General features: G+C 72.7%; 20 protein-coding genes and 1 riboswitch. Of the genes, 14 read left to right on the forward strand and 6 right to left on the reverse strand.

Annotated features, from left to right (window positions below):
* Positions 1 to 17 precede the first annotated feature (17 nt).
* On the forward strand, positions 18 to 1,292 hold the full coding sequence (locus ACLJOK_RS23480; protein WP_410820794.1) for a glycosyltransferase family 87 protein: 1,275 nt from the start codon (positions 18 to 20) through the stop codon (positions 1,290 to 1,292).
* Here ACLJOK_RS23480 and ACLJOK_RS23485 read toward each other — a convergent pair.
* A complete protein-coding gene (locus ACLJOK_RS23485; RefSeq protein WP_410820795.1) occupies positions 1,191 to 1,742 on the reverse strand; it encodes a GNAT family N-acetyltransferase in 552 nt (183 codons plus the stop codon). The two genes, ACLJOK_RS23480 and ACLJOK_RS23485, sit on opposite strands and share 102 nt — an antisense overlap.
* 79 nt (positions 1,743 to 1,821) lie before the next feature.
* On the opposite strand from ACLJOK_RS23485, the gene ACLJOK_RS23490 reads away from it, so the two are divergent.
* The 5 genes from ACLJOK_RS23490 (at position 1,822) to ACLJOK_RS23510 (ending at position 7,776) form a co-directional block, all read left to right on the forward strand.
* Positions 1,822 to 3,051 carry a winged helix-turn-helix domain-containing protein gene (locus ACLJOK_RS23490; protein ID WP_410820796.1) on the forward strand — a complete coding sequence of 410 codons (1,230 nt, stop codon included), beginning with the start codon at positions 1,822 to 1,824 and terminating at the stop codon, positions 3,049 to 3,051.
* A 4-nt stretch (positions 3,052 to 3,055) separates the two neighbouring features.
* On the forward strand, positions 3,056 to 3,688 hold the full coding sequence (locus ACLJOK_RS23495) for a DUF2752 domain-containing protein (RefSeq protein WP_410820797.1): 633 nt from the start codon (positions 3,056 to 3,058) through the stop codon (positions 3,686 to 3,688).
* Between the two features lie 632 nt (positions 3,689 to 4,320).
* A complete protein-coding gene (gene thyX / locus ACLJOK_RS23500) occupies positions 4,321 to 5,061 on the forward strand; it encodes an FAD-dependent thymidylate synthase (RefSeq protein WP_124816891.1) in 741 nt (246 codons plus the stop codon).
* Positions 5,062 to 5,108: 47 nt separating this feature from the next.
* A complete protein-coding gene (dapA, locus tag ACLJOK_RS23505) occupies positions 5,109 to 6,035 on the forward strand; it encodes a 4-hydroxy-tetrahydrodipicolinate synthase (RefSeq protein WP_410820798.1) in 927 nt (308 codons plus the stop codon).
* Between the two features lie 52 nt (positions 6,036 to 6,087).
* Positions 6,088 to 7,776, forward strand: coding sequence for a ribonuclease J (locus ACLJOK_RS23510; RefSeq protein WP_091400429.1), 1,689 nt, complete (start codon positions 6,088 to 6,090; stop codon positions 7,774 to 7,776).
* 79 nt (positions 7,777 to 7,855) lie between these two features.
* On the opposite strand, the gene ACLJOK_RS23515 is transcribed toward ACLJOK_RS23510, so the two are convergent.
* The 3 genes from ACLJOK_RS23515 to ACLJOK_RS23525 form a co-directional block, all read right to left on the reverse strand.
* Entirely contained in the window at positions 7,856 to 8,896 is a 1,041-nt protein-coding gene (locus ACLJOK_RS23515) for an LPXTG cell wall anchor domain-containing protein (protein WP_410820799.1), read from the reverse strand.
* A gap of 123 nt (positions 8,897 to 9,019) precedes the next feature.
* Positions 9,020 to 10,618, reverse strand: a complete 1,599-nt coding sequence (locus ACLJOK_RS23520) for a YbjN domain-containing protein (RefSeq protein ID WP_410821571.1) — start codon at positions 10,616 to 10,618, stop codon at positions 9,020 to 9,022.
* Positions 10,619 to 10,680: 62 nt separating this feature from the next.
* On the reverse strand, positions 10,681 to 11,160 hold the full coding sequence (locus ACLJOK_RS23525; protein WP_410820800.1) for a YbjN domain-containing protein: 480 nt from the start codon (positions 11,158 to 11,160) through the stop codon (positions 10,681 to 10,683).
* 113 nt (positions 11,161 to 11,273) lie between these two features.
* Between ACLJOK_RS23525 and ACLJOK_RS23530 the strand changes: the two genes are divergently transcribed.
* Complete coding sequence (locus ACLJOK_RS23530) at positions 11,274 to 13,733, forward strand: DNA translocase FtsK 4TM domain-containing protein (protein WP_410820801.1); 2,460 nt, start codon at positions 11,274 to 11,276, stop codon at positions 13,731 to 13,733.
* Positions 13,734 to 13,801: 68 nt separating this feature from the next.
* Here the strand turns inward: ACLJOK_RS23530 and ACLJOK_RS23535 are convergent, their stop codons facing one another.
* Both ACLJOK_RS23535 and ACLJOK_RS23540 read right to left on the reverse strand, forming a co-directional pair.
* On the reverse strand, positions 13,802 to 14,047 hold the full coding sequence (locus tag ACLJOK_RS23535; protein ID WP_410820802.1) for a hypothetical protein: 246 nt from the start codon (positions 14,045 to 14,047) through the stop codon (positions 13,802 to 13,804).
* A gap of 83 nt (positions 14,048 to 14,130) precedes the next feature.
* Positions 14,131 to 14,445: a DMT family transporter gene (locus tag ACLJOK_RS23540; RefSeq protein WP_091400443.1), complete on the reverse strand. Its 315-nt coding sequence runs from the start codon at positions 14,443 to 14,445 to the stop codon at positions 14,131 to 14,133.
* A gap of 62 nt (positions 14,446 to 14,507) precedes the next feature.
* Positions 14,508 to 14,577: riboswitch (guanidine-III (ykkC-III) riboswitch) on the reverse strand.
* A gap of 92 nt (positions 14,578 to 14,669) precedes the next feature.
* On the opposite strand from ACLJOK_RS23540, the gene ACLJOK_RS23545 reads away from it, so the two are divergent.
* The 7 genes from ACLJOK_RS23545 (at position 14,670) to pspM (ending at position 21,079) form a co-directional block, all read left to right on the forward strand.
* The gene (locus tag ACLJOK_RS23545) at positions 14,670 to 15,593 is read left to right on the forward strand and encodes an ornithine cyclodeaminase family protein (protein WP_410820803.1); all 924 of its coding nucleotides are present in this window, start codon (positions 14,670 to 14,672) and stop codon (positions 15,591 to 15,593) included.
* An 80-nt stretch (positions 15,594 to 15,673) separates the two neighbouring features.
* Entirely contained in the window at positions 15,674 to 17,182 is a 1,509-nt protein-coding gene (rimO, locus tag ACLJOK_RS23550) for a 30S ribosomal protein S12 methylthiotransferase RimO (RefSeq protein WP_410820804.1), read from the forward strand.
* A gap of 77 nt (positions 17,183 to 17,259) precedes the next feature.
* Positions 17,260 to 17,850: a CDP-diacylglycerol--glycerol-3-phosphate 3-phosphatidyltransferase gene (gene pgsA, locus ACLJOK_RS23555; RefSeq protein WP_410820805.1), complete on the forward strand. Its 591-nt coding sequence runs from the start codon at positions 17,260 to 17,262 to the stop codon at positions 17,848 to 17,850.
* A 170-nt stretch (positions 17,851 to 18,020) separates the two neighbouring features.
* On the forward strand, positions 18,021 to 18,545 hold the full coding sequence (locus tag ACLJOK_RS23560) for a CinA family protein (RefSeq protein ID WP_410820806.1): 525 nt from the start codon (positions 18,021 to 18,023) through the stop codon (positions 18,543 to 18,545).
* 219 nt (positions 18,546 to 18,764) lie between these two features.
* Positions 18,765 to 19,199 (forward strand): helix-turn-helix domain-containing protein, encoded by a 435-nt coding sequence (locus ACLJOK_RS23565; RefSeq protein ID WP_091400451.1) that lies wholly within the window; start codon positions 18,765 to 18,767, stop codon positions 19,197 to 19,199.
* A 198-nt stretch (positions 19,200 to 19,397) separates the two neighbouring features.
* A complete protein-coding gene (locus ACLJOK_RS23570) occupies positions 19,398 to 20,270 on the forward strand; it encodes a PspA/IM30 family protein (protein WP_410820807.1) in 873 nt (290 codons plus the stop codon).
* A gap of 23 nt (positions 20,271 to 20,293) precedes the next feature.
* On the forward strand, positions 20,294 to 21,079 hold the full coding sequence (gene pspM / locus ACLJOK_RS23575; RefSeq protein ID WP_410820808.1) for a phage shock envelope stress response protein PspM: 786 nt from the start codon (positions 20,294 to 20,296) through the stop codon (positions 21,077 to 21,079).
* Positions 21,080 to 21,115: the final 36 nt, after the last annotated feature.

Genomic DNA, 21,115 nt, shown 5'->3' on the forward strand with positions numbered 1-21,115 from the left:
GGGCGAGGGAGACGACGGTGGCGCAGGGTGCCAACAGGACGAGCGTGCAGGTCGTCGGGGTGGTGGTGCTCGCCGCGGCGGTCACCGGGTTCCTCGCCGTCGCGGCCGTCCGGCACGGGTTCTTCGACCTGAAGGTCTACTACGGCGCGTTGACCTGGTGGGTGCACGACGGCGGGGAGATCTACGACTACCTCAAGCCGGGCACCCAGTACGGCTTCACCTATCCGCCGTTCGCCGCGCTGGTCATGCTGCCGATGGCGTACCTGCCGTGGACGGCCGCGATCGTGGTGAGCGTGCTCGCCAGCGTGGTCACCACCACTGTGCTGATCTGGTGGCTGGTCGACCCGATCGCGCGCCGCGCCGGCTGGACCCGGTGGTTCGCCCTCGCCGTGGCGCTCTGCCTGGCCGCCGCGTTCGAGCCGATGCGGGAGACGGTCAACTTCGGCCAGGTCAACACGCTGCTGCTCTTCCTGGTGGCGGTGGACCTGCTGCGGCTGCTGCCGGCCGGCAACCGGTGGACCGGGGTGGGCATCGGCCTCGCCACCGCGATCAAACTGACTCCTGGCGTGTTCATCGTCTACCTGCTGGTGACCGGGCGGTGGCGGGCGGCGCTCACCGCCAGCGGCACCGCCGCCGGGGTGTCGCTGCTGGCCGCCGCGCTCTTCCCCGACGCGTCCCGGGAGTTCTGGACCGAGGCGCTGTGGAACACCGGGCGGGTGGGCGAGCTGGCCTTCGTCTCCAACCAGTCGCTGCGCGGGGTGGTCGCCCGGCTCGACCCGGAGCACCCGAGCACAGTGCTGTGGCTGCTGCTGGTGCTCGGCACCCTGACGCTCTGGGCCTGGCGGTCCCGGGCCGCCGTCGCGGCCGGCGACGAGGCAACCGGCCTGGCGCTGACCGGCGCGGTGATGTGCCTGGTCAGCCCGGTCACCTGGGTGCACCACCTGGTCTGGCTGCTGCCCGCGTTGATCCTGCTGGTCGACAACGCGATGGCCGCGCCGGCCGGCCGCCGACGGCAGGTCCTGCTGCTCGCCGCGACCATCGGGTACGCGCTGCTGATCAGCCGGACCGTCTGGCTCTGGGAGAAGGACTTCACCGGCGTCGACGGCTTCCTGGGCAGCAACGCCTACGTGTGGGTCAGTCTGGCGCTGCTGGCCTTCCTGCCGATCCGCAGGTGGCTGACCCCGAACGGGTCAGCGGTCGAGGCGTCCGGCGTACCGCAGCTCGACCAACCCGACCGGCGGGCCCCCACCGGCCAGCGGCACCTGGTAGGTCGACCGCTCACCGTCAGGTGACAGGCCGGCGCGCTCGCAGAACCGCCGGGCCCGCTGGTTGTCCGCCAGCACCCACGCCCGGTACCCGGCCCAGCCCCGCTCGCTGAGCCCGCCCCGGGCGGCGTCCAGCAGCGCCGCGGCCGTCCCGTCACCCCAGTGGGCCGGCTCCACGTAGAGAGCCACCACCTCGCCGACCGTCGGGTCCAGGTCGTCCCGGTCCTGGTTGCGGCGATACGGCCCGAAGGTGGTGAAGCCCACGACCGACCCGTCCACCTCGCCGAGCACTGTGGTGAACGGGTGTTCCGGATCGGCGGTGCCGACGTCGCGACGACGCTGCGCCCAGGCCACCACGTTGAGCCGCCCGAGCACCTCGTCCGGCATGAAGCCGGCATAGCCCGCCTGCCAGCCGTGCACGTGTACCCGGGCGACCGCCTCGGCGTCGTCCGGCTCCTCCCGACGGATGGTCAGCATTGCACCGTTCTATGCCCCGTTGGTCGTCACGTCCAGCTTCCCGCACCGGCGTCGTACCGATGAATTAAGGTCGCCGACGATGACCGCACCGGAATCACTCTCGCTCGCCCAGGCCCGCCGCGTGGCGCTCGCCGCCCAGGGCTTCGCCGACCCGGCGCCGACGGGCGTGCCCACCCGCCGGCACCTGCGTCGCGTGCTGGGCCGGGTCGGGCTGATCCAGATGGACTCGGTCAACGTGCTGCAACGCGCGCACTACCTGCCGCTCTACAGCCGGCTCGGGCCCTACCCGACCACGTTGCTCGACCAGGCCGCCTACCGGCGCCCGCGTGAGCTGTTCGAATACTGGGGCCATGAGGCGTCGCTGGTCCCGGTGGAGCTGCACCCGCTGCTGCGCTGGCGGATGGCCCGCGCCCACAGCGAATCCTGGGGCGGCATGCGGCGGATCGCCCAGGAGCAGCCGGAGCTGGTCGCCTGGGTCCGAGACGAGGTTGCCGCCCGAGGGCCGCTGACCGCCGCCGAGATCGAGCACGACGCGCCCCGGGAGACCGGCAACTGGGGGTGGAACTGGTCGGCGGTCAAACGGGCGTTGGAGTTCCTGTTCTGGGCCGGGGAGGTGGTCGCCGCCGAGCGCAGCACCTCCTTCGCCCGCCGCTACGACCTGCCCGAGCGGGTGCTGCCCCCGGCGGTGCTGGCCGCGCCCACCCCGACCGACGCCGAGGCGTACCGGACGCTGGTGGCCCTCGCCGCGCGGTCGCTCGGGGTGGCCGCCGAGCCGGAGCTGCGCGACTACTTCCGGTTGCCGCTGGCCGGCGCCCGGCAGGCCGTCGCCGAGCTGGCCGAGGCCGGTGAGCTGGTGCCGGTCACAGTGCCGGGCTGGCGACAGCCGGCCTGGCTGCACACGTCCGCCCGGCTGCCCCGCTGGGTGCGGGGCAACACACTGGTCAGCCCCTTCGATCCGCTGATCTGGGAGCGTGCCCGCACCGAGCGGCTGTTCGACTTCAGCTACCGGATCGAGATCTACGTTCCGGCGCCACAGCGGGTCTACGGCTACTACGTGTTGCCGTTCCTGCAGGGCGACCGGTTCACCGCCCGCGTCGATCTGAAGGCCGATCGCAAGGCCGGGGTGCTGCTGGTGCCGGCCGCCTGGCTCGAACCCGGCGCCGACCCGGGGGAGACCGCTGTCGCGCTCGCCGCCGAGCTGTACCGGCTCGCCGGCTGGCTCGGCCTGGACGCGGTGGCACCGCCGGCGGCCGGCGACCTGGCCGGTCCGCTCACCGCCGCGTTGGCCGGCGTGTCCGGTGTACCGTGAGCGCGTGACGAGCGCTCCCGGACCGGTCGACCAGCCGCACCCCGCCCCCGGCGCTGTCCACACGGCGCCGGCCGACGGCGCTGCCGGTGGCTCGGTTCCCGGCGGTTTCGGTCCCGGTGGCTCGGGTCCCGGTGGCTCGGGTCCGGAGGGTTGGCCGGCGACCCCGCCGGGTGGCTACCCGGCGCCTGAGCCGGACCGGCTGACCCGGTTCGTGCTGCGGCTCTACGAACGTTCCCCGCGCTGGGCGGTGCCGCTGGCCGCGGTCGGCTGTGTTGCCATCGGCATGAGCTACGCGCTGCTCAGCAACCCGACCTACGCCGACCCGGACGCCGCACCCACCTGTCTGCTCAAGTTGACCAGCGGGCTGGACTGCCCAGGCTGTGGTGGCACCCGCGCTCTCTGGTACGTGCTGCACGGCGACCTGCCGGCCGCCGCCCGGCACCACTTCCTGTTCGTCTTCGCACTGCCGTTCCTCGCGTACCTCTTCGTGGCCTGGGCGGGAAGCCAGGCGTTCGGTTGGCGACTGCCCGAGCTGCGGATCAGCTCCAAGGTCATCGGCGGTTTCCTGGCCGCGTGGCTGGCCTTCTCGGTGCTGCGCAACCTGCCCTGGGCGCCGTTCACCTCCCTCTACGTCTGACCGCGCCGCCGCCGAACGCGCTGCGGCCCCGACCTGCCGGCGCCCGCCGCGCCCAGTGCCCGCGGCGCTGCCAGTGCCCACCGCTCATGATCGACTCGGCATGCAGGAAACCGGGCCATCCGTCCGACCCGGATACCCCGACTTCCAGGAACCCGAGTCGATCAACCCGGTGGGCTGCCGCACGCCCGCGTCTGCGGCGGACGGCGGCCGACGCATCTCGCCCCAAGATCGCGCTCGATCCTGGATCTAGTGGGGTCGTGCACGACGGATGCCACTACATCCATGAAGTTGCGCGATCTTGCGATCGGAAGCGGTTGCCGGGCCGCTCGGGCCGCTCGGGCGGCGCTCGGGCCTCAGCCGTCGGCTGGGGCGGCCCATCCGCCGGGGCTGATGTCGCCAACGATTCAGCTCCACAGGACGCCGATGGAACTGTCCGCCCGGCTCGACGAGGACCCCGGACCCGGACCTCGGACCCGGACCTTAGACCTGGACCTGGACCTGGACCTCGGATCCGGGACCCGACGCCGGGGGCGTCGGCGGGTCCATCGTTACCTGAGTGATCGACATTGCACGGGGCGCGCCTGAGTTGGGCCGGGCGGCACCCCACCACTACAGTCCCAGGAATGCCGGACATGGTGCAGCCCCAGGTCAAGTTGATCGCGTGGACCCAATTCGCGGCCCCGGACGACGTGCCGTGGTCGACCGACGCGGAGGGCGGCCAGGCGCTCGCCGAGTTCGCCGGTCGGGCCTGCTACCAGTCGTGGAAGAAGCCGAACCCGGCGACCGCCACCAACGCCGGCTACCTGGCGCACATCCTCGAAGTGGGCCACCTGAGCGTGCTGGAGCACGGGTCGGTCACCTTCTACTTCACCGGGGTGTCCCGCTCCTTCACCCACGAGCTGATCCGGCACCGGCACTTTTCGTACTCCCAGCTGTCGCAGCGCTACGTCCCGGAGCGGGACGCGGCCATGGTCGAGCCCGCCGTCATCGCCGACGACCCGGAGCTGCACAAGAAGTTCGTGGAGGCAGCCGAGGCGAGCGTTCGGGCCTACACCGAGTTGCTGGAGGGCCTCGAGCAGCGCTTCTCCGACGAGCCCAACCCGACGCTGCGCCGCAAGCAGGCCCGGCAGGCGGCCCGCGCGGTGCTGCCCAACGCCACCGAGACCCGGATCGTGGTCTCCGGCAACTACCGGGCCTGGCGGCACTTCATCGCGATGCGGGCCACCGAGCACGCCGATGTGGAGATCCGTGAGCTGGCCGTGGAGTGCCTGCGCCAGCTCCAGGGGGTCGCCCCGAACGTGTTCGCCGACTTCGTGATCTCCACGCTGCCGGACGGCACCGAAGTGGCGGCAAGCCCGCACGAGGCGTCCTGAGCCCTTCCCCGGCGGGCCCCGGCTGGTCGTCCGCTAGGTTGGAGGGTATGACGCACGACCACCTCGACGCCGCGGCCCGACCGGCGTCCCGCCCCTTCGGCCGGCTGCTCACAGCCATGGTGAGCCCGTTGACCCCTGACGGTTCCCTCGATCTCGACGGCGCCGCCCGGCTGGCGAGCCACCTGGTCGACGAGCAGGGCAACGACGCGCTGGTGGTCAACGGCACCACCGGCGAGTCGCCGACCACCACCGAAGCGGAGAAGGAACACCTGATCCGGGCCGTGGTGGAGGCCGTCGGTGACCGCGCCAAGGTGGTCGCGGGCGTCGGCACCAACGACACCCGGCACACCATCGAGCTGGCCGCCGCCGCCGAGAAGGCGGGTGCGCACGGCCTGCTGGTGGTCACCCCGTACTACAACAAGCCGCCGCAGAGCGGGTTGCTGCGACACTTCACCGCGGTGGCCGACGCCACCGGCCTGCCGGTGATGCTGTACGACATTCCGCACCGCTCCGGCGTGCCGATCGACACCGAGACGTTGGTCCGGCTCGCCGAACACGGCCGGATCGTCGCGGTCAAGGACGCCAAGGGCGACCTGACCGCCACCAGCTGGGTCACCAGCCGGACCAGCCTCGCCTTCTACAGCGGCGAGGACGCCCTCACCCTGCCGGCGCTGGCCGTCGGATGCGTGGGCGTGGTCGGCACCTCGACGCACTTCACCGGGGCGCTGACCGCACAGATGATCGAGGCGTACGACGCGGGGGACATGCCGACCGCGCTGGCCCTGCACCGGCGGCTGCTGCCGCTGTTCACCGGCATCTTCCGCACCCAGGGCACCATCCTGGTGAAGGCGGGCCTGGCGTCGCTGGGCCTGCCGGCCGGTCCGGTGCGACCCCCGCTCGTGGACGCCACCGACGACGAGATCGCCCAGCTGCGCGCGGACTTCGCGGCAGCGGGCCTGGAGCTGCCCGAATGATCGAACGACACGATGGACGTCGAGTAACGGCGTCGCAGAATGAGGTGGACGCGTGACCGAGGCGCACATCGAGGCGGAACTACCCCCGCCGCTGCCGGAAGGTGGCCTGCGGATCATCCCGCTCGGCGGGCTCGGCGCCATCGGTCGGAACATGACCGTCTTCGAGTACGACGGCAAGTTGCTGATCGTCGACTGCGGGGTCCTGTTCCCCGACGTCGAGCAGCCGGGTGTGGACCTGATCCTGCCCGACTTCGGGCCGATCCTGGACCGGCTGGCCGACGTCCAGGCGATCGTGCTGACGCACGGTCACGAGGACCACATCGGCGCGGTGCCGTACCTCCTCGCCCACAAGCCCGACATCCCGCTGGTCGGCTCACAGTTCACCCTCGCCCTGGTCGAGGCGAAGTTGGCCGAGCGGCGAATCCAGCCGTACACGCTGACCGTGCGGGAGGGCGGCCGTGAGCGGCTCGGCCCGTTCGAGTGTGAGTTCTTCGCGGTCAACCACTCGATTCCGGACGCCCTCGCGGTGGCCATCCGCACCCCCGCCGGCCTGGTGCTGCACACCGGCGACTTCAAGATGGACCAGCTGCCGCTGGACGGCCGGATCACCGACCTGGCGGGCTTCGCCCGGCTCGGCGCCGAAGGCGTCGACCTGCTGCTGTCCGACTCCACAAACGCGGAGATCCCCGGCTTCGTCACCCCGGAGCGGGAGATCGGGCCGGTGCTCGACTCGATCTTCGCGAAGGCCAAGGGTCGGATCATCGTGGCCTCGTTCGCCTCGCACGTGCACCGTGTGCAGCAGGTCTTCGACTCCGCCGCCGAGCACGGCCGCAAGGTCGCGCTGATCGGCCGGTCGATGGTCCGCAACATGGGCATCGCTCGGGATCTCGGCCTGCTCAACATCCCGGCCGGCCTGGTCATCAGCATCGACGAGGCGACCACACTGCCGCCGGATGAGATCGTGCTGATGTCCACCGGTTCCCAGGGTGAGCCGATGAGCGCCCTGGGCCGGATGGCCAGCGGCGACCACCGGCACATCACCATCGCGCCCGGTGACACCGTCGTGCTGGCGTCGTCGCTGGTGCCGGGCAACGAGACCTCGGTCTACCGGGTGATCAACCGGCTCGCGCGGGCCGGCGCGGTGGTCGTGCACAAGGACGTGGCCAAGGTGCACGTCTCCGGGCACGCCCCCGCCGGGGAACTTCTCTACCTGCTCAACGTGGTCCGGCCCAGCAACCTGATGCCCGTGCACGGCGAGTGGCGTCACCTGCGCGCCCACGCCCGGCTCGGCATCGAATCCGGGGTCGCTGCCGATCGGGTGGTGCTCTGCGAGGACGGCGACGTGGTCGACCTGGTCGAGGGCCGCGCCAGCGTGGTGGGGCACGTGAAGAGCCGGTACGTCTACGTGGACGGCCTCGCCGTCGGTGACGTCAGCGAGTCGCTGCTCACCGAACGGCGGATCCTCGGTGACGGCGGTTTCATCGCCACCACAGTGGTCGTCGACTCGGTCACCGGCAAGGTGGTCGCCGGCCCGACGCTCTCCGCGAAGGGCTTCTCCGAAGACCCGGAGGCGTTCAACCCGGTGGTGCCGCTGGTCACCGAGGCGCTCAACCGGGCCGCGGCGGACGGCATCACCGACCCGCACCAGCTTCAGCAGATCGTCCGGCGGACAGTGGGGCGGTGGGTCAACGACAAGTACCGTCGTCGGCCGATGATCGTGCCCACCGTCGTCGAGGTCTGACCGCACGCGTCACGATGCCCGTCCGCACCCCGTGTGCGGACGGGCATCGTCGTTTCACGATTGGGCCCGCCGTCCCGGGTCAGTCGCGCTGGAGCCGGCGTCGCAGTAGCAGCAGTCCGCCGCCGAGGGTCAGCAGTGACACGCCGATCAGGCCGTACGCGACGGTGGTCGTGCCGGTGCGCGGCAGTTCCGTCGCCTCCGGGGCGGGCGTGGCCGGTGGCGTGGTCGGGTCGGCCGGTGGCGCGGTGGTGGCCCCGCCGCCCCCGGATCCGCCGCCGGTCAGGCGGAGCGTCACCGAGGTGTCCCGGTTGGTGTAGCGGTTGGTGGGCGCGAGCCACAGCCGAACGCTCGTCGTGCCGCCAGTGGCCGCCACCCGTACGTCGAAGCTGTCCGTGGCGCCGCTCGCGAGGCGGCGTTCGCGCAGGATCTCGCAGCCCACACCGTTCATCCGGCCGCTGTCGGAGCACCCCGGTGCGGTCACCCGCACCCCATCCGGGGTGGCGACGTTCACCGAGTACCCGCCGATGTCGAACGTGCCGGTGTTCGTGACCCGTACCCGGAGGGTCGCGGCGCCGTCCACGACCGGGCCGGCGGTGGCCCGTAGCCGCAGTGTCGTGCGGTCCGGCCAGTTGATCCGAAAGTCGGTGGGTCGGTCCTCGCGGCCAGTGGCATCCCGACCGGCAACGGAACCCCACCCGGTCACCCCGAAGACCGGCTGCGCGGCCGATGAGGTCACCGTCAGGCGGTACGTCCGATCGCCCCCGGCGGGCAGTTCCGCGCCGCCGCAGACCCAGGTCCTCGGCGCACCGTCGCCGGCCCGGCAGTCTCCGCCAGCGGTCAGGTCGACATCCGGTGGCAGGCGGAGCACGAAGAAGCCCTTCGCCGCTGTCCCACCCTCGTTGACGACCTTGACCTCCAGCGGACCCGACGGGTGCCACGGGTCACCGCCGAGGAAGACGATGTCGCCCCGGGCCAGGATCGTCGGCGCGGCGCCCCCGGCCGTCGTGCTCGGCGAGACGGTCGGCTTCGCAGCGGCGGCACCGGCAACGGCCGGGGTGGCGAGGGCGGACAGGGCGAGCACGGCGGCACCGAGAATGCCGGACCGGAGCGGACGGTTCATGACGACTCCCGAGGGGTTGCGGTGGGCTGACGGCGATATCACCCCGGTGCCGTACCCCCGGTTGCGAGCTGTCGGATGTCGTGCAATCGCGCGGCGACTGCAACCGTTGGCGCGCCCGGTGAATCAGGGCAGCGCGGCGACGGCCTCGGCGTACGCGACGCCAGTGGCGATGGCGGCGTCCATGAGGACCCGCAGCTGCGCCGGGGCGACCCCGTGCGCCAGGTCGGTGGCCACGTCGCCGGCCAGCACCAACTCGTCGCCGAGGTCGTGCGCGTACGCCTTGGGCAGCAGCCGGTCGTGGTTCCACGCGTTGCAGAAGGCGTACGCCTCGGCGCGGCGGGCCGCCGGCAGCCGGCGGTTGGCCATGGCGCGGGCGTGCAGCACCTCACCGCGCTCACCGGCCCGCCGGAACTGGATGACCGCACCCTCCCAGTGGCCGACCACTGTCTCGCCCTCGTCCACCAGGTACCGGTCGCCGCGCCCGTCGAGGATCGCCGTGATCATGCCGAGGGAGAGCGCCGACAAGTCGCGCTCGCCCAGCTCAGCGCTGGCGTCGGCGTCGGGCCGGTCGGTGTCGGGCTCGTCGATTTCGTCGGGTTCGTCGTCGCTGGGCAGTGGAACCGGCGCCGCGAGTGGACGCTCGGCCAGCCAGGCGGCCATTCGGCCGGAGTGGTGCCCGGTGCCGTTGCGTGCGTCGAAGCTGCCGGCCAACTCGCTGGCCACCCCGAGCAGCAGCGCCCCGAGCGCGGCGACGTCCAACTCGGTGGCCGTCCGCTCGCCGTACGCCGGGCGAGGCATCGTCCGCCCGCCAAGCCCGGCGTCGGCGGCCAGCCCGCAGACCAGGGCCCCGGCGGCGGCGAACTCCATGGCGGCGAGATCGTCTGTCGGCCGGTCCAGCCGGGGCAGCTGCTCGGCCAGAATAACCAGCCCGCGCTCCAGGTGCCCGCCCAGCGCGCAGAACCGCAGGTGCGCGGCGAGGTGCGGGAACGCCGCGCGCTCCCGCCGGTGCCGGCGGTACGCCCGCACGTGCGCCGTCGCCGCCCGCGCCGGCTCGCCGGTGCGCAGTGCCGGCAGCAGACCGGCGACCAGGTCCCGCTCGGGCTGGTCGGTGCAGGACTGCGGGTCGCCGTCGGATTCCTCAAGCTCGGTGACCGCGGCATTCCACTCGCCCCAGCCGGCCAGCAGCTCGGCACGCCGGGCCGAGGCGCAGCCCGGGCAGCCGCCGGCCGGGCCGGGCCGTTTCCCGGACCACCGCTCGTACCAGTGCCGGGCGGTGGGCTCGTCGCCCAGGTGGTCGGCGATCCGGCAGTGCAGCTCCGCGACGGTCGGTGTGTCCGGACCGTCCGCGCCGACGCGGTGGGCCAGGTCGTGCAGCAGGGACCGGGTCTGGTCCAGCCCGACCCGGGGGGTGCCGAGCAGCGCCTCCACCGCGTACCGCTGGTAGCGCAGCAGCAGCACGGTCTCCGTCTCGGTGAGTAGGTCGGGGCGGTGGTCGGCGGCGGCCCGGCAGCGCCGGACCGGCTCGACCAGACGCCACCGCTCCCCGTGCAGCAGGTACGCCTCGATCAGCGCGAACCGCGCGTCCATCCCGGACCGGACGTCGCCGGCCGCGTCGGCGCGCTCGGCGAGTCGTTCCAGGGCCACCTGCCGGGCCGGGCCGTCGGGGAGGTCCCGGGCCTCGGCGAGCGCGGCCTCCAGTGCCGGTGCGCGGCCCCGCGCCAGGCGGTCACCGGAGCCGGTGGGTGGCGTGCCGGTGCGGCTGCCGGTGAACTCGTCCCGGCCGGTCACGACGGCACCGCGCCGGGCAGTCGACGGACCGCCACTGCCAGCTGGCAGCCGGTGGAGATGCCACAGTCGAGCAGTTGGTCGAGCTGGTGTGGTGTCACGCCGCGTTCCAGGTCGGTGATCACCTCTCCGTACACCCGGGCCCGACCGTCGTCGTCGACGTGCACGAACGCCTTCGGCCAGAGCCGGTCGTGGTTCCAGGAGTTGCAGAACGCGTACAGGTCGGGCACCCGTTCGATTCCGAAGGTCGGATCGACCATGGTGCGGATCTGGAGCAGCTCCCCGTCCCCGCCGACGCGGAGGAACCAGATCAGGTTGTCGTCGAAGTGGCCCACCAACTCGCCGTCCGGAGTCGGGCCGACGGACCGCCCACGGGCAGCGAGCACCGCGGCGACCAGTTCACCGGTCAGCGGACGCAGCGCGCCAGGGTGCCCGGCCAGCGGATCGTCCGGATCGCCTTCGATTTCCGGCGACGCCATGGGGCATCCCTTCTGAGGCGGATATCACGACCGGCGGTGGGGTTCGTGTTACGACGCGCGGACACGACCCGGAAAAGCGGGGATCTGCCCGGCCCCACCGTTACCGTGACTCTATGGCGGGCCGTACCTCTCAGGCGAGCCGGCGGCGCGGCGCGTCGCCGCGCGGTGGCACCAACAGTCGTGCCCGTCAACCGGCGAAGAAGGCCACCCGGGCGCCGGTCCGACGTCGCACCACGCCGCCCCGGCCCGGCCCGGCGGTCTACGTCGGCCGTGCGGTCGGTGCACTGTGGATGGGGCTGGCGCACGGGATGGGCTGGGCGGTGCGTGCCGCTGGCAGGCAGGCCGCCTCGGCCCGTGACCTCGACCCGGAGCACCGCCGGGACGGTGCCGGGCTGCTCATGTTCGGGCTCGCCCTGCTGTCCGCAGTGGCGCTCTGGCTGTCCGGAGCGGGGCCGGTGGGCGCGCGACTGGCCGACACGATCCGGCTGTTCCTGGGCGCGATCTCGGTTGTCGTCCCGGTGCTGCTGATGATCGGGGCGTGGCGGCTGATGCGTCAGCCGGCCGATCCGGAGCACCGGGGTCGTGGGTTGATCGGCTGGGGTTCGCTGCTGGTGTCGACCGCCGCGCTGCTCCAGATCGGTCAGGACCCGGTTGACCCGCTGGAGCGTGACTTCGCCGGCGGTCTGGTCGGTGCGGGCGTCGGTGGGCTGCTGGAACGGGCCGTCACCGCCTGGGTGGCGGTGCCGCTGCTCATCCTGCTGCTGCTCTTCGGCCTGCTCGTGGTGACCGCGACGCCGATCAACAAGATCCCCGAGCGGCTGGGTCTGCTCGCCGGCGGGCTGGTCGGCGCACCGGAGGCCGACGGGGAGGCGGACGAGGAGACCGCCAAGCCGGCGCGCAAGCGACCGACGAAGCGGATGCCCGCGCCACTGGACCCGGACGACTTCGAGGACCTGGACGGCGCGGACCTCCAGGAGACCATGGTGCTGCCGCGCAAGTCTCCGGCTAAGGTGCCGGCGAGCCGCAAGCCGTCGGTCGAGCCCCCGGAGCACTCGCCCGCTCCGACCCGGGCCGAGCAACTCGCGTTGACCGGGCTGGCGGGGGACTACACCCTGCCGCCGGCCAACATGCTCAGCGCCGGGGCCGCCGCGAAGACCCGCAGCAAGGCCAACGACGAGGTGATCGCCGCGCTGACCGGCGTGTTCGACCAGTTCGATGTGGACGCTGCGGTCACCGGCTTCACCCGCGGCCCGACCGTCACCCGCTACGAGGTGGAGCTGGGGCACGGCGTCAAGGTCGAGCGGATCACCCAGCTGTCCCGCAACATCGCGTACGCGGTGAAGTCACCGGACGTTCGGATCCTCAGTCCGATCCCGGGCAAGAGCGCCGTCGGCGTGGAGATCCCGAACACCGACCCGGAGAACGTGGCCCTCGGCGACGTGCTGCGCTCGCGGGCGGCCACCAGCGACCACCACCCGATGGTGGTCGCGCTGGGCAAGGACATCGAGGGTGGCTACGTGGTGGCCAACCTCGCGAAGATGCCGCACATTCTCATTGCAGGAGCCACCGGAGCTGGGAAAAGTTCGTGTCTGAACACCCTGCTGGTGTCCGTCCTCACCCGGGCCACCCCGGACGAGGTGCGGCTGCTGCTGATCGACCCGAAGCGGGTCGAGATGACCGGCTACGAGGGCATTCCCCACCTGGTCACCCCGATCGTGACCAACGCCAAGAAGGCGGCCGACTCGCTGGACTGGGTGGTCCGCGAGATGGACATGCGCTACGACGACCTCGCGGCCAACGGGGTCCGGCACATCGACGACTTCAATCGCAAGGTCCGCAACGGCGAGATCAAGGCGCCGCCGGGCAGCGAACGCGAAATGCGTCCGTACCCGTACCTGCTGGTGATCGTGGACGAGCTGGCCGACCTGATGATGGTCGCGCCGCGCGACGTGGAGGACTCGGTCGTCCGGATCACCCAGCTGGCCCGGGCCGCCGGCATCCACCTGGTGTTGGCCACCCAGCGTCCCTCGGTGGACGTGGTGACCGGTCTGATCAAGGCGAACGTGCCGTCCCGACTGGCGTTCGCCACCTCCTCCCTCGCGGACTCCCGGGTCATCCTCGACCAGCCGGGCGCGGAGAAGCTGCTCGGCCGTGGTGACGGGCTCTTCCTGCCGATGGGCGCTTCCAAGCCGGTCCGGATCCAGGGCGCCTGGGTCACCGAGCGCGAGATCGCCGACGTGGTGAAGTTCTGCAAGGACCAGCGTGAGCCGGAGTTCCGCACTGACGTGCTGGCCCCGGCGCAGGAGAGCAAGAAGAAGATCGACGAGGACATCGGCGACGACCTGGACCTGTTGGTGCAGGCTGTGGAGCTGGTGGTCACCTCGCAGTTCGGCTCGACCTCGATGCTGCAACGCAAGCTGCGGGTCGGTTTCGCCAAGGCGGGTCGCCTGATGGACCTGATGGAGACCCGGGGTGTGGTCGGGCCGTCCGAGGGGTCGAAGGCGCGCGACGTGCTGGTCAAGCCGGACGAGCTGGACGAGGTCCTGGTCGGCCTGCGCGGCGACGTGGACTGACCGACGGTCGACCCCGGACGCACGACGGGCCCGCCGGTATTCGGCGGGCCCGCGACGTGGGGGAGCAGTCAGTTGTTGATCAGCGCGGCGAAGACCACGAGACCGAGGATCGCGGCGACGACGCTGGCCGCGGCGGCGTACCAACCCAGCGGCTTGTCACCGAGCACCGCGCCGACGACGCCCGCGATGACGCCGAGCACGCCGAAGATGATCGGGTTGAGCAGCAGGGCCAGGACCGCGAAGACGAAGCCCACGATGGTGATGATGCGGGCGGCGTTGCTGCGGGGACGAGCGGTGCTCGGCATGTCGGCCATGTCTTCCTCCGGTTTGAGAGCCTGTCGTGACGGATCGATCACTACCCACTGTGGGCGCTGGCCACGCCTGCCGACGGGGCAACTCAGTGGAAGATCTTGAGACCGATCACGCCGGCGACCACCAGCAGGAGACAGAGGATCCGGGGCAGGCTCGCCGACTCGCCGAGCGCCAGCATCCCGACCAGCGCGGTGCCGACCGCGCCGATGCCGACCCAGACCGCGTAGCCGGTGCCGACGGGGATGTCCCGCAGCGCATACGACAGCCCGGCCATGCTCAGGAGCAGGGTCACCACGAACACCACGGACGGGATCAGCCGGCTGAAACCAGCGCTACGGTCCAGGGCGATAGCCCAGGCCGTCTCCAACAGTCCAGAGATCACCAGTACGAGCCAGGCCATCGTTCACCTCACCGGAAAGCGCCCGGGGCTGCCGCGCCGGGACGAGTCGAGTCTGCACGTCACGCGGGGCGTCTTGGCCTGACCGGGTACGCCCACCACTCGTCCGGAGCGGCCACGAACTCCGGCCACCGGTGCCGACGCTAGCACCGACCCCGGTGGCGGGGCGGTGACCATCACCACGGCCCGTTGACCTGCACCTGACTTCAACTTGCAGTATCGCCAGCATGACCATGCTCTACGCCGACCCCGAGGTCGCCGCCGCGCTGGACGCCGCCACCACGGTCGACGCCATGCGCGCCGCCCTCCTGGCCGCGTACGAGGGTCGCCTGATCGCGCCGCCCCGGGCCGCCGCACCGCTGAGCGGCGGGCGGATGGTGCTGACCGCCGGGCACCTGGTGGGCGAGTGGTACGGCTTCCGCTCGTACGACACCTTCGGCCACCCGCAGGGCGAGCAGTTGGTGGTGCTGCACGACGCCCGGACCGGGGCGATCCGGGCGGTCGCCGTCGGCGAGGAGCTGGGCTCCCGTCGTACCGGAGGGTTGGGGGGCCTCGCGGTCGACGCGCTGGCCCGTCCCGACGCCGCCACCCTCGGGGTGATCGGCTCCGGCCGACAGGCGTGGACCCAGGTCTGGGCCGCCGCCGCCGTCCGCCCGTTGCGCGAGGTGGTCGTGCACAGCCGGTCCGCCGCCCGCCGGGAGGCCTTCGCCGCCCGGGTCCGTGCCGAACTGGGCGTGCCGGCCCGCGCGGTGGCCGACCCGGGCTCGGCCGCCGCCGGGCGGGACCTGGTGGTGCTGGCGACCACCAGCCCGACCCCGGTGCTCTGCGCCGCCGACCTCAGCCCCGGCACGCACGTCAACGCGGTCGGCTTCAAGCAGCGCGACCGCAGCGAGTTCGGCACCGACCTGCTGGACACCGCCGACCTGCTGGTCACCGATTCGCCTGCACAGGCGGCGGACTACCAGCCGCCGATGCTCGCGGCCACACCCCCGTACGCCGGGCGGTTGCGCGACCTGGGCGGCATCCTGGCCGGCGCGGTCCAGGGCCGGACCAGCGCGGACCAGATCTCGGTCTTCTGCTCCACCGGCCTGGCCGGCACCGAGGTGTTCCTGCTCGACGCGCTGACCCGGGTTGGCGCCGAGGCGCGCTGACCGGAATGACGTTCGCCTCCGTGTCGACCGTCTCCGCAGCCCGCGTGCGTGGGGTTACCCGGCCGGCCCGGTACCCTCGGATGGTGTCTGCCACCTCTCCTTCTCCCGCTGACCACGCCGAGGGCCGTCGCGTCGCCCTGCTGACCCTGGGCTGTGCCCGCAACGAGGTCGACTCGGAGGAGCTGGCCGCCCGCCTGCACGCCGACGGCTGGCAGGTGACCACCGACGGCGAGGGCGCCGACGTGGTGGTCGTCAACACCTGCGGTTTCGTGGAGAAGGCCAAGCAGGACTCGATCCAGACCCTGCTCGCCGCCGCCGGAACGGGCGCCAAGGTGGTCGCCGCGGGCTGCATGGCCGAGCGGTACGGCCGGGAGTTGGCCGACAGCCTGCCCGAGGCGCAGGCGGTGCTGAGCTTCGACGACTACCCCGACATCGCCGCCCGGCTGAACGCCGTCGTCGCCGGCGAGCAGATCACCGCGCACACCCCACGGGACCGGCGCGAGCTGCTGCCGCTGACCCCGGTGCAGCGCCGCGACAGCGGTGTGTCGCTGCCCGGCCACGGCACGGTGACCCGCACCATCGTCGACACCGACGAGCACACCCCGGCGCACCTGCGTCAGGTGCTGCGCCGACGGCTCGACACCGGCCCGGTGGCCTCGCTGAAGCTGGCCAGCGGCTGCGACCGCCGCTGCGCGTTCTGTGCCATCCCGGCCTTCCGGGGGGCCTTCGTCTCGCGTACCCCTGACGAGCTGCTCGCCGAGGCGGAGTGGCTGGCCAAGACCGGCGTACGGGAGCTGGTGCTGGTCAGCGAGAACTCCACCTCGTACGGCAAGGACCTGGGTGACCCGCGCGCCCTGGAGAAGCTGCTGCCGCAGCTCGCCGCGGTGACCGGCATCGTCCGGGTGCGGGCCAGCTACCTCCAGCCGGCCGAGACCCGGCCCGGGCTGGTCGAGGCGATCGCCACCACCCCGGGCGTGGCACCGTACTTCGACCTGTCGTTCCAGCACTCCAGCGAGCCGGTGCTGCGCCGGATGCGGCGTTTCGGCTCCACCGACCGGTTCCTGGAGCTGCTGGCCAGTGCCCGCGCCCTGGCCCCGGACGCGGGCGCCCGGAGCAACTTCATCGTCGGTTTCCCCGGCGAGACCCGCGCCGACGTCGACGAGCTGGTCCGGTTCCTGACCGAGGCCCGGCTCGACGCCATCGGCATGTTCGACTACAGCGACGAGGACGGCACCGAGGCCGCCGGTCTGCCCGGCAAGGTCTCCGCCGCGACGATCAAGCGGCGCTACGACCGGCTCAGCGCCCTCGCCGACGAGCTCTGCTCGCAGCGGGCCGAGGACCGGCTCGGCTCGACCGTCGAGGTGCTTGTCGACTCGATCGAGGACGGCGTGGTGGAGGGCCGGGCGGCCCACCAGGCGCCGGAGGTGGACGGTTCCACCACCCTGGTCGCCCCGGTCGCTGGCGGGGTCGACCTGGCCGCGCTGCGCCCGGGCGATCTGGTGCGTGCGACGGTGACCGGCACCGAAGGGGTGGACCTGCTCGCTGTGCCGGATGAGATGATCTCGGCGGCGCCCGGCGCGGCACGGTGACGGCGGGCCCGAGCGGAGCGGGGGACCCAGGTGGTGCGGTGCCGGGAACACCACGGCGGCCCGAGCGGAGTGCGGCGGTGACCGGGGCGACGGAGTCGACGCCGGGCCGGGTGGTGGCAGTGGTGCCCGTCGTCAACGCGGCCAACGCGCTGACCGCCCTGCGGCTGGTGCTGGTTCCGGTCTTTGGCGCCTCGGTGATCGTGTCCGGGATGACCCACGCCGGCTGGCGGATGGCAGCCTGTCTGATCTTCGCGGTGGCCTCGGCGACCGACCTGGTGGACGGCTGGATCGCCCGCCGATTCGGGCTGGTCACCTCGGTCGGCAAGGTGGCCGACCCGATCGCCGACAAGGCACTCACCGGCGCGGCGCTGGTGCTGCTCTCCTGGTACGACCAACTGCCCTGGTGGGTGACGGCGCTGATCCTCGTCCGCGAGCTGGGCATCACCGGGCTGCGGTTCTGGGTGATGCGGCACGGCGTGATCGCCGCCAGCCGAGGCGGCAAGGTCAAGACCGCGCTCCAGATCCTCGCCATCGCCTGGTACCTCTGGCCGATGCCGGCAGCGCTCGCCGCCGTCGGCCCCTGGATCATGGCCGCCGCCGTCCTGGTCACGGTCGCCACCGGCTTCGACTACATAGCCCAGGCCCTCCGCCTCCGCCGCCCCCGCTAACCCGCCCCCCCCGGCGCTCTCCCCGCGTTGATCTTGAGGTTATTGCCAGTCGGGTCGGCGTGTCGCGACGCTAACTCCATGATCGACGCGATTGGGTCGGGGTTGGGGACTGGTGGGTGGGGAAGGACGGTGGGGTGTCGGTGAACGGTGGCGGGGCGGACGGTGCTGGAGTGAGCGGTGCTCAGGCGGACAGTGCTGGGGCCGACGGTGCCGAGGTGGGTAGTGCGGCGGCCGGGGTCGTGCACCGGCTGGCCGAGCGGCACGAGACCCTGGCCACCGTCGAATCGCTCACCGGTGGGTCGTTGGCCGCTTCGATCGTGAACATCGCCGGGGTCAGCGGGGTCTACCGGGGTGGCCTCGTGGTCTACGCCACCGAGTTGAAGGCGACCCTGGCTGGCGTACCGGATGATCTGCTGGCCGAGCGAGGCCCGGTGGACCCGGAGGTCGCGGCGGCGCTCGCCGAGGGCGGCCGGCAGCGGTGCGGCGCGGACTGGGGGCTGGCCACCACCGGGGTCGCCGGCCCGGAGCCGCAGGACGGGAAACCAGTGGGCCTGGTCTACGTCGCTGTCGCCGGCCCGAACGGCGGCGAGGTCCGCCAGCTCGACCTGGGCAGCGGGCGGGACCACGTCCGCGCGGGGGCGGTGGTCGAGGCGCTGCGGCTGCTCGCCGACCGGCTGGCCGCCGCAACCTCGTGAACGCCAGGGCCGAAGCGGTCAGAGCCACCCAAGCCGACGCCACACGGGCGGCGGCGCGCCCCGGTGATCCCGTCCCGGCGAACCGACGGGCGGGGCGGGATGTCGCCCGGGCCCGCAACGGGTACGGTTGCGGGAAGGCTCCGACGTTCGGGGTCGGCGCGGTCCGCCGCGGCCGGCTGCCCAGCGGCGGGCGCGAGGTATCCCTCAGGGGGAGGTGCGATGATCCTGCTACGCCGGGTGATCGGTGACGCACTGCGGGCGCGCCGGCAGGGCCAGCAGCGCACGCTGCGTGAGGTCTCCACCGCCGCCAACGTCAGCCTCGGCTACCTCTCCGAGATCGAGCGCGGGCACAAGGAACCGTCGAGCGAGCTGCTCGCCGCGATCTGCGACGCCCTCGGCGCCCGCCTCTCCGAGCTGCTGCGCGAGGTGAGCGACACCGTGGCGCTCGCCGAGCAGATGCCCGGGGTGCTCGTCTCGATGCAGGACGAGCCGGCCGACGCCGCAGCCAAGAGCACCAACCGGGGTGTCCGTCAGGTCACCTCCGACGGCAAGGTCGCTGTCTCGGTCCGCCAGGACTCGCCGCTCAAGGCCACCCTGCGCAGCACCCGCGTCCGCCCCACCGAGCGCGACCGGGACGTGGTCTGCGCGGCCTGAGCCGCCGATCCAGTTGACCATGGGCGGGCTGGCCCCGGCCGCGTAGGGTTGCTCGCAGGAGCCGCCGGTGCTGTCGACCGCCCGGTACGGATGCCTCGTTGGCGTTCTGCTGGGACGATGGAGACCGGCCGGTCACGGTCGGTCGGTTCAGCCGGCCCGGCCGTGGTGGAGCGACGCTACTGAGGGGATACCACGGAGATGGCGAACCCGTTCGTCAAGGGTTGGAACTACCTGATGGCACTCTTCGGTGCGAAGATCGACGAGCATGCCGATCCCAAGGTGCAGATCCAGCAGGCCATCGAGGATGCACAGCGGCAGCACCAGGCGCTGGTTCAGCAGGCTGCCGCGGTGATCGGCAACCAGCGTCAGCTGGAGATGAAGCTGTCCCGGCAGATGTCCGAGGTCGAGCGGTTGCAGGGCAACGCCCGGCAGGCCCTGGTGCTCTCCGACCAGGCCCGGGCCAAGGGCGACGAGGCCGAGGCGGTGCGGTTCGAGCAGTCCGCGCAGACGCTGGCCAGCCAGCTCGTCTCCGCCGAGCAGGCCACCGAGGACCTGAAGACCCTGCATGACCAGGCGCTGGGCGCCGCCGCCCAGGCCCGCCGAGCGGTCGAGAACAACTCGATGATCCTCCAGCAGAAGCTCGCCGAGCGCACCAAGCTGCTCAGCCAGCTGGAGCAGGCCAAGATGCAGGAGACGGTGGCCCGCTCGTTGGAGTCGATGTCGTCGCTGACCGCGCCCACCAACACCCCGTCGTTGGACGAGGTGCGCGACCGCATCGAGCGGCGGTACGCCAACGCGATGGGTCGCGCCGAACTGGCCGGCAACTCCGTCGAGGGCCGTATGTTGGAGATTCAGAAGGCCACCATCGACTCGGCCGGCTCCGCCCGGTTGGAGCAGATCCGGTCCAGCATGGCGGGGGAGCAGCTCGGCGGCGCTGCCCAGCGACCGGCAGTGCCGCAGGCCGAGAAGACCGGCCCGGCCAACGACCCGACGGCCGCCGCCCGATTGGACGAGCTGCGCGCCAGCATGGCTCGCGAGCGGGGCACCGGCGACCCGACCGCCGCCGGCTGAACGACCGGATCGAGGGGGTCACTGTGGCAGACGAGCGGACACGGTACTTCCGGAGGCTGGGTCGGCTTCGCCGGTCGGCCCGACGGTGGAGCGTGCTGGCCGGTGGGCTCGGCGGCGCGGCGATGGTGCTGACTCCGTACGCCGGCCTTGGTCTGCCCGACGCGGCCTGGGCCGGCGCCGCGGGCAGTGCTGTGGCGCTCGCCGCCTGGCGCTGGATCGACGTGCGCGCCCTGGCCGCCCAGCCGGCGCCTCCCGCGCTCGACCCGGCCGAGGCTGCGGCCCGGTCGCGGGCCCGGTTGATCGCCGCCGTCGAGCGGCTGCCGGTCGGCCCGGGCGTGCTGGCCGAGGTGCGCCGAGTCCGCTCCCGGATCGCGCTGCGCGGCACCAGCGCTGGGGAGCAGTGGGCCCGACTGGACCGGGCGGCGCTCACCCTGGCCGGGATGGCCCCCCGGCTCACCGGGCTGGCCGAGCCGGCGGTGCTGGAGGCCGCCGCCGCCGACCGCTCGCTGCGCGACCTGGCCGCCCGGGTAGCCAGCGTCGAACGCGCGCTGCGGCTGGCCCCGGCCGACGCCCGGCCGCCGCTGGCCGAGGCGCACGCCGCGCTGACCGCTCAACTGGAGGGCGGGGTGGCGGCGTACGAACGGCTGGTGGTCGCCGCCGCCGGCTACCTGGCCGAGGACGCCCGACCGGAGACCGCCCACCCGGCCGCCGACCGGCTCACCGAGGCGACCGACCTGCTGCACGGGGTGGCCGGGGCCCTGGCCGAGCTGCGGGCCGTGGGCACCCCGCTGCGCGCCCCGACGCGCTGACGGCGCCCGCCCCGAGAGGGCGCACCGACCCTGGGC

It is taken from the genome of Micromonospora sp. 050-3, assembly GCF_046549335.1.
Taxonomy (GTDB): domain Bacteria; phylum Actinomycetota; class Actinomycetes; order Mycobacteriales; family Micromonosporaceae; genus Micromonospora; species Micromonospora trifolii.

Bases quoted from the DNA above. Each gene is read 5' to 3' on its own strand.
- ACLJOK_RS23485 (WP_410820795.1), bottom strand. From the start codon at position 1,742: ATGCTGACCATCCGTCGGGAGGAGCCGGACGACGCCGAGGCGGTCGCC.
- ACLJOK_RS23490 (WP_410820796.1), top strand. From the start codon at position 1,822: ATGACCGCACCGGAATCACTCTCGCTCGCCCAGGCCCGCCGCGTGGCG.
- thyX (WP_124816891.1), top strand. From the start codon at position 4,321: ATGGTGCAGCCCCAGGTCAAGTTGATCGCGTGGACCCAATTCGCGGCC.
- dapA (WP_410820798.1), top strand. From the start codon at position 5,109: ATGACGCACGACCACCTCGACGCCGCGGCCCGACCGGCGTCCCGCCCC.
- ACLJOK_RS23515 (WP_410820799.1), bottom strand. From the start codon at position 8,896: ATGAACCGTCCGCTCCGGTCCGGCATTCTCGGTGCCGCCGTGCTCGCC.
- ACLJOK_RS23525 (WP_410820800.1), bottom strand. From the start codon at position 11,160: ATGGCGTCGCCGGAAATCGAAGGCGATCCGGACGATCCGCTGGCCGGG.
- ACLJOK_RS23530 (WP_410820801.1), top strand. From the start codon at position 11,274: ATGGCGGGCCGTACCTCTCAGGCGAGCCGGCGGCGCGGCGCGTCGCCG.
- ACLJOK_RS23535 (WP_410820802.1), bottom strand. From the start codon at position 14,047: ATGGCCGACATGCCGAGCACCGCTCGTCCCCGCAGCAACGCCGCCCGC.
- ACLJOK_RS23540 (WP_091400443.1), bottom strand. From the start codon at position 14,445: ATGGCCTGGCTCGTACTGGTGATCTCTGGACTGTTGGAGACGGCCTGG.
- ACLJOK_RS23545 (WP_410820803.1), top strand. From the start codon at position 14,670: ATGACCATGCTCTACGCCGACCCCGAGGTCGCCGCCGCGCTGGACGCC.
- rimO (WP_410820804.1), top strand. From the start codon at position 15,674: ATGGTGTCTGCCACCTCTCCTTCTCCCGCTGACCACGCCGAGGGCCGT.
- ACLJOK_RS23565 (WP_091400451.1), top strand. From the start codon at position 18,765: ATGATCCTGCTACGCCGGGTGATCGGTGACGCACTGCGGGCGCGCCGG.
- ACLJOK_RS23570 (WP_410820807.1), top strand. From the start codon at position 19,398: ATGGCGAACCCGTTCGTCAAGGGTTGGAACTACCTGATGGCACTCTTC.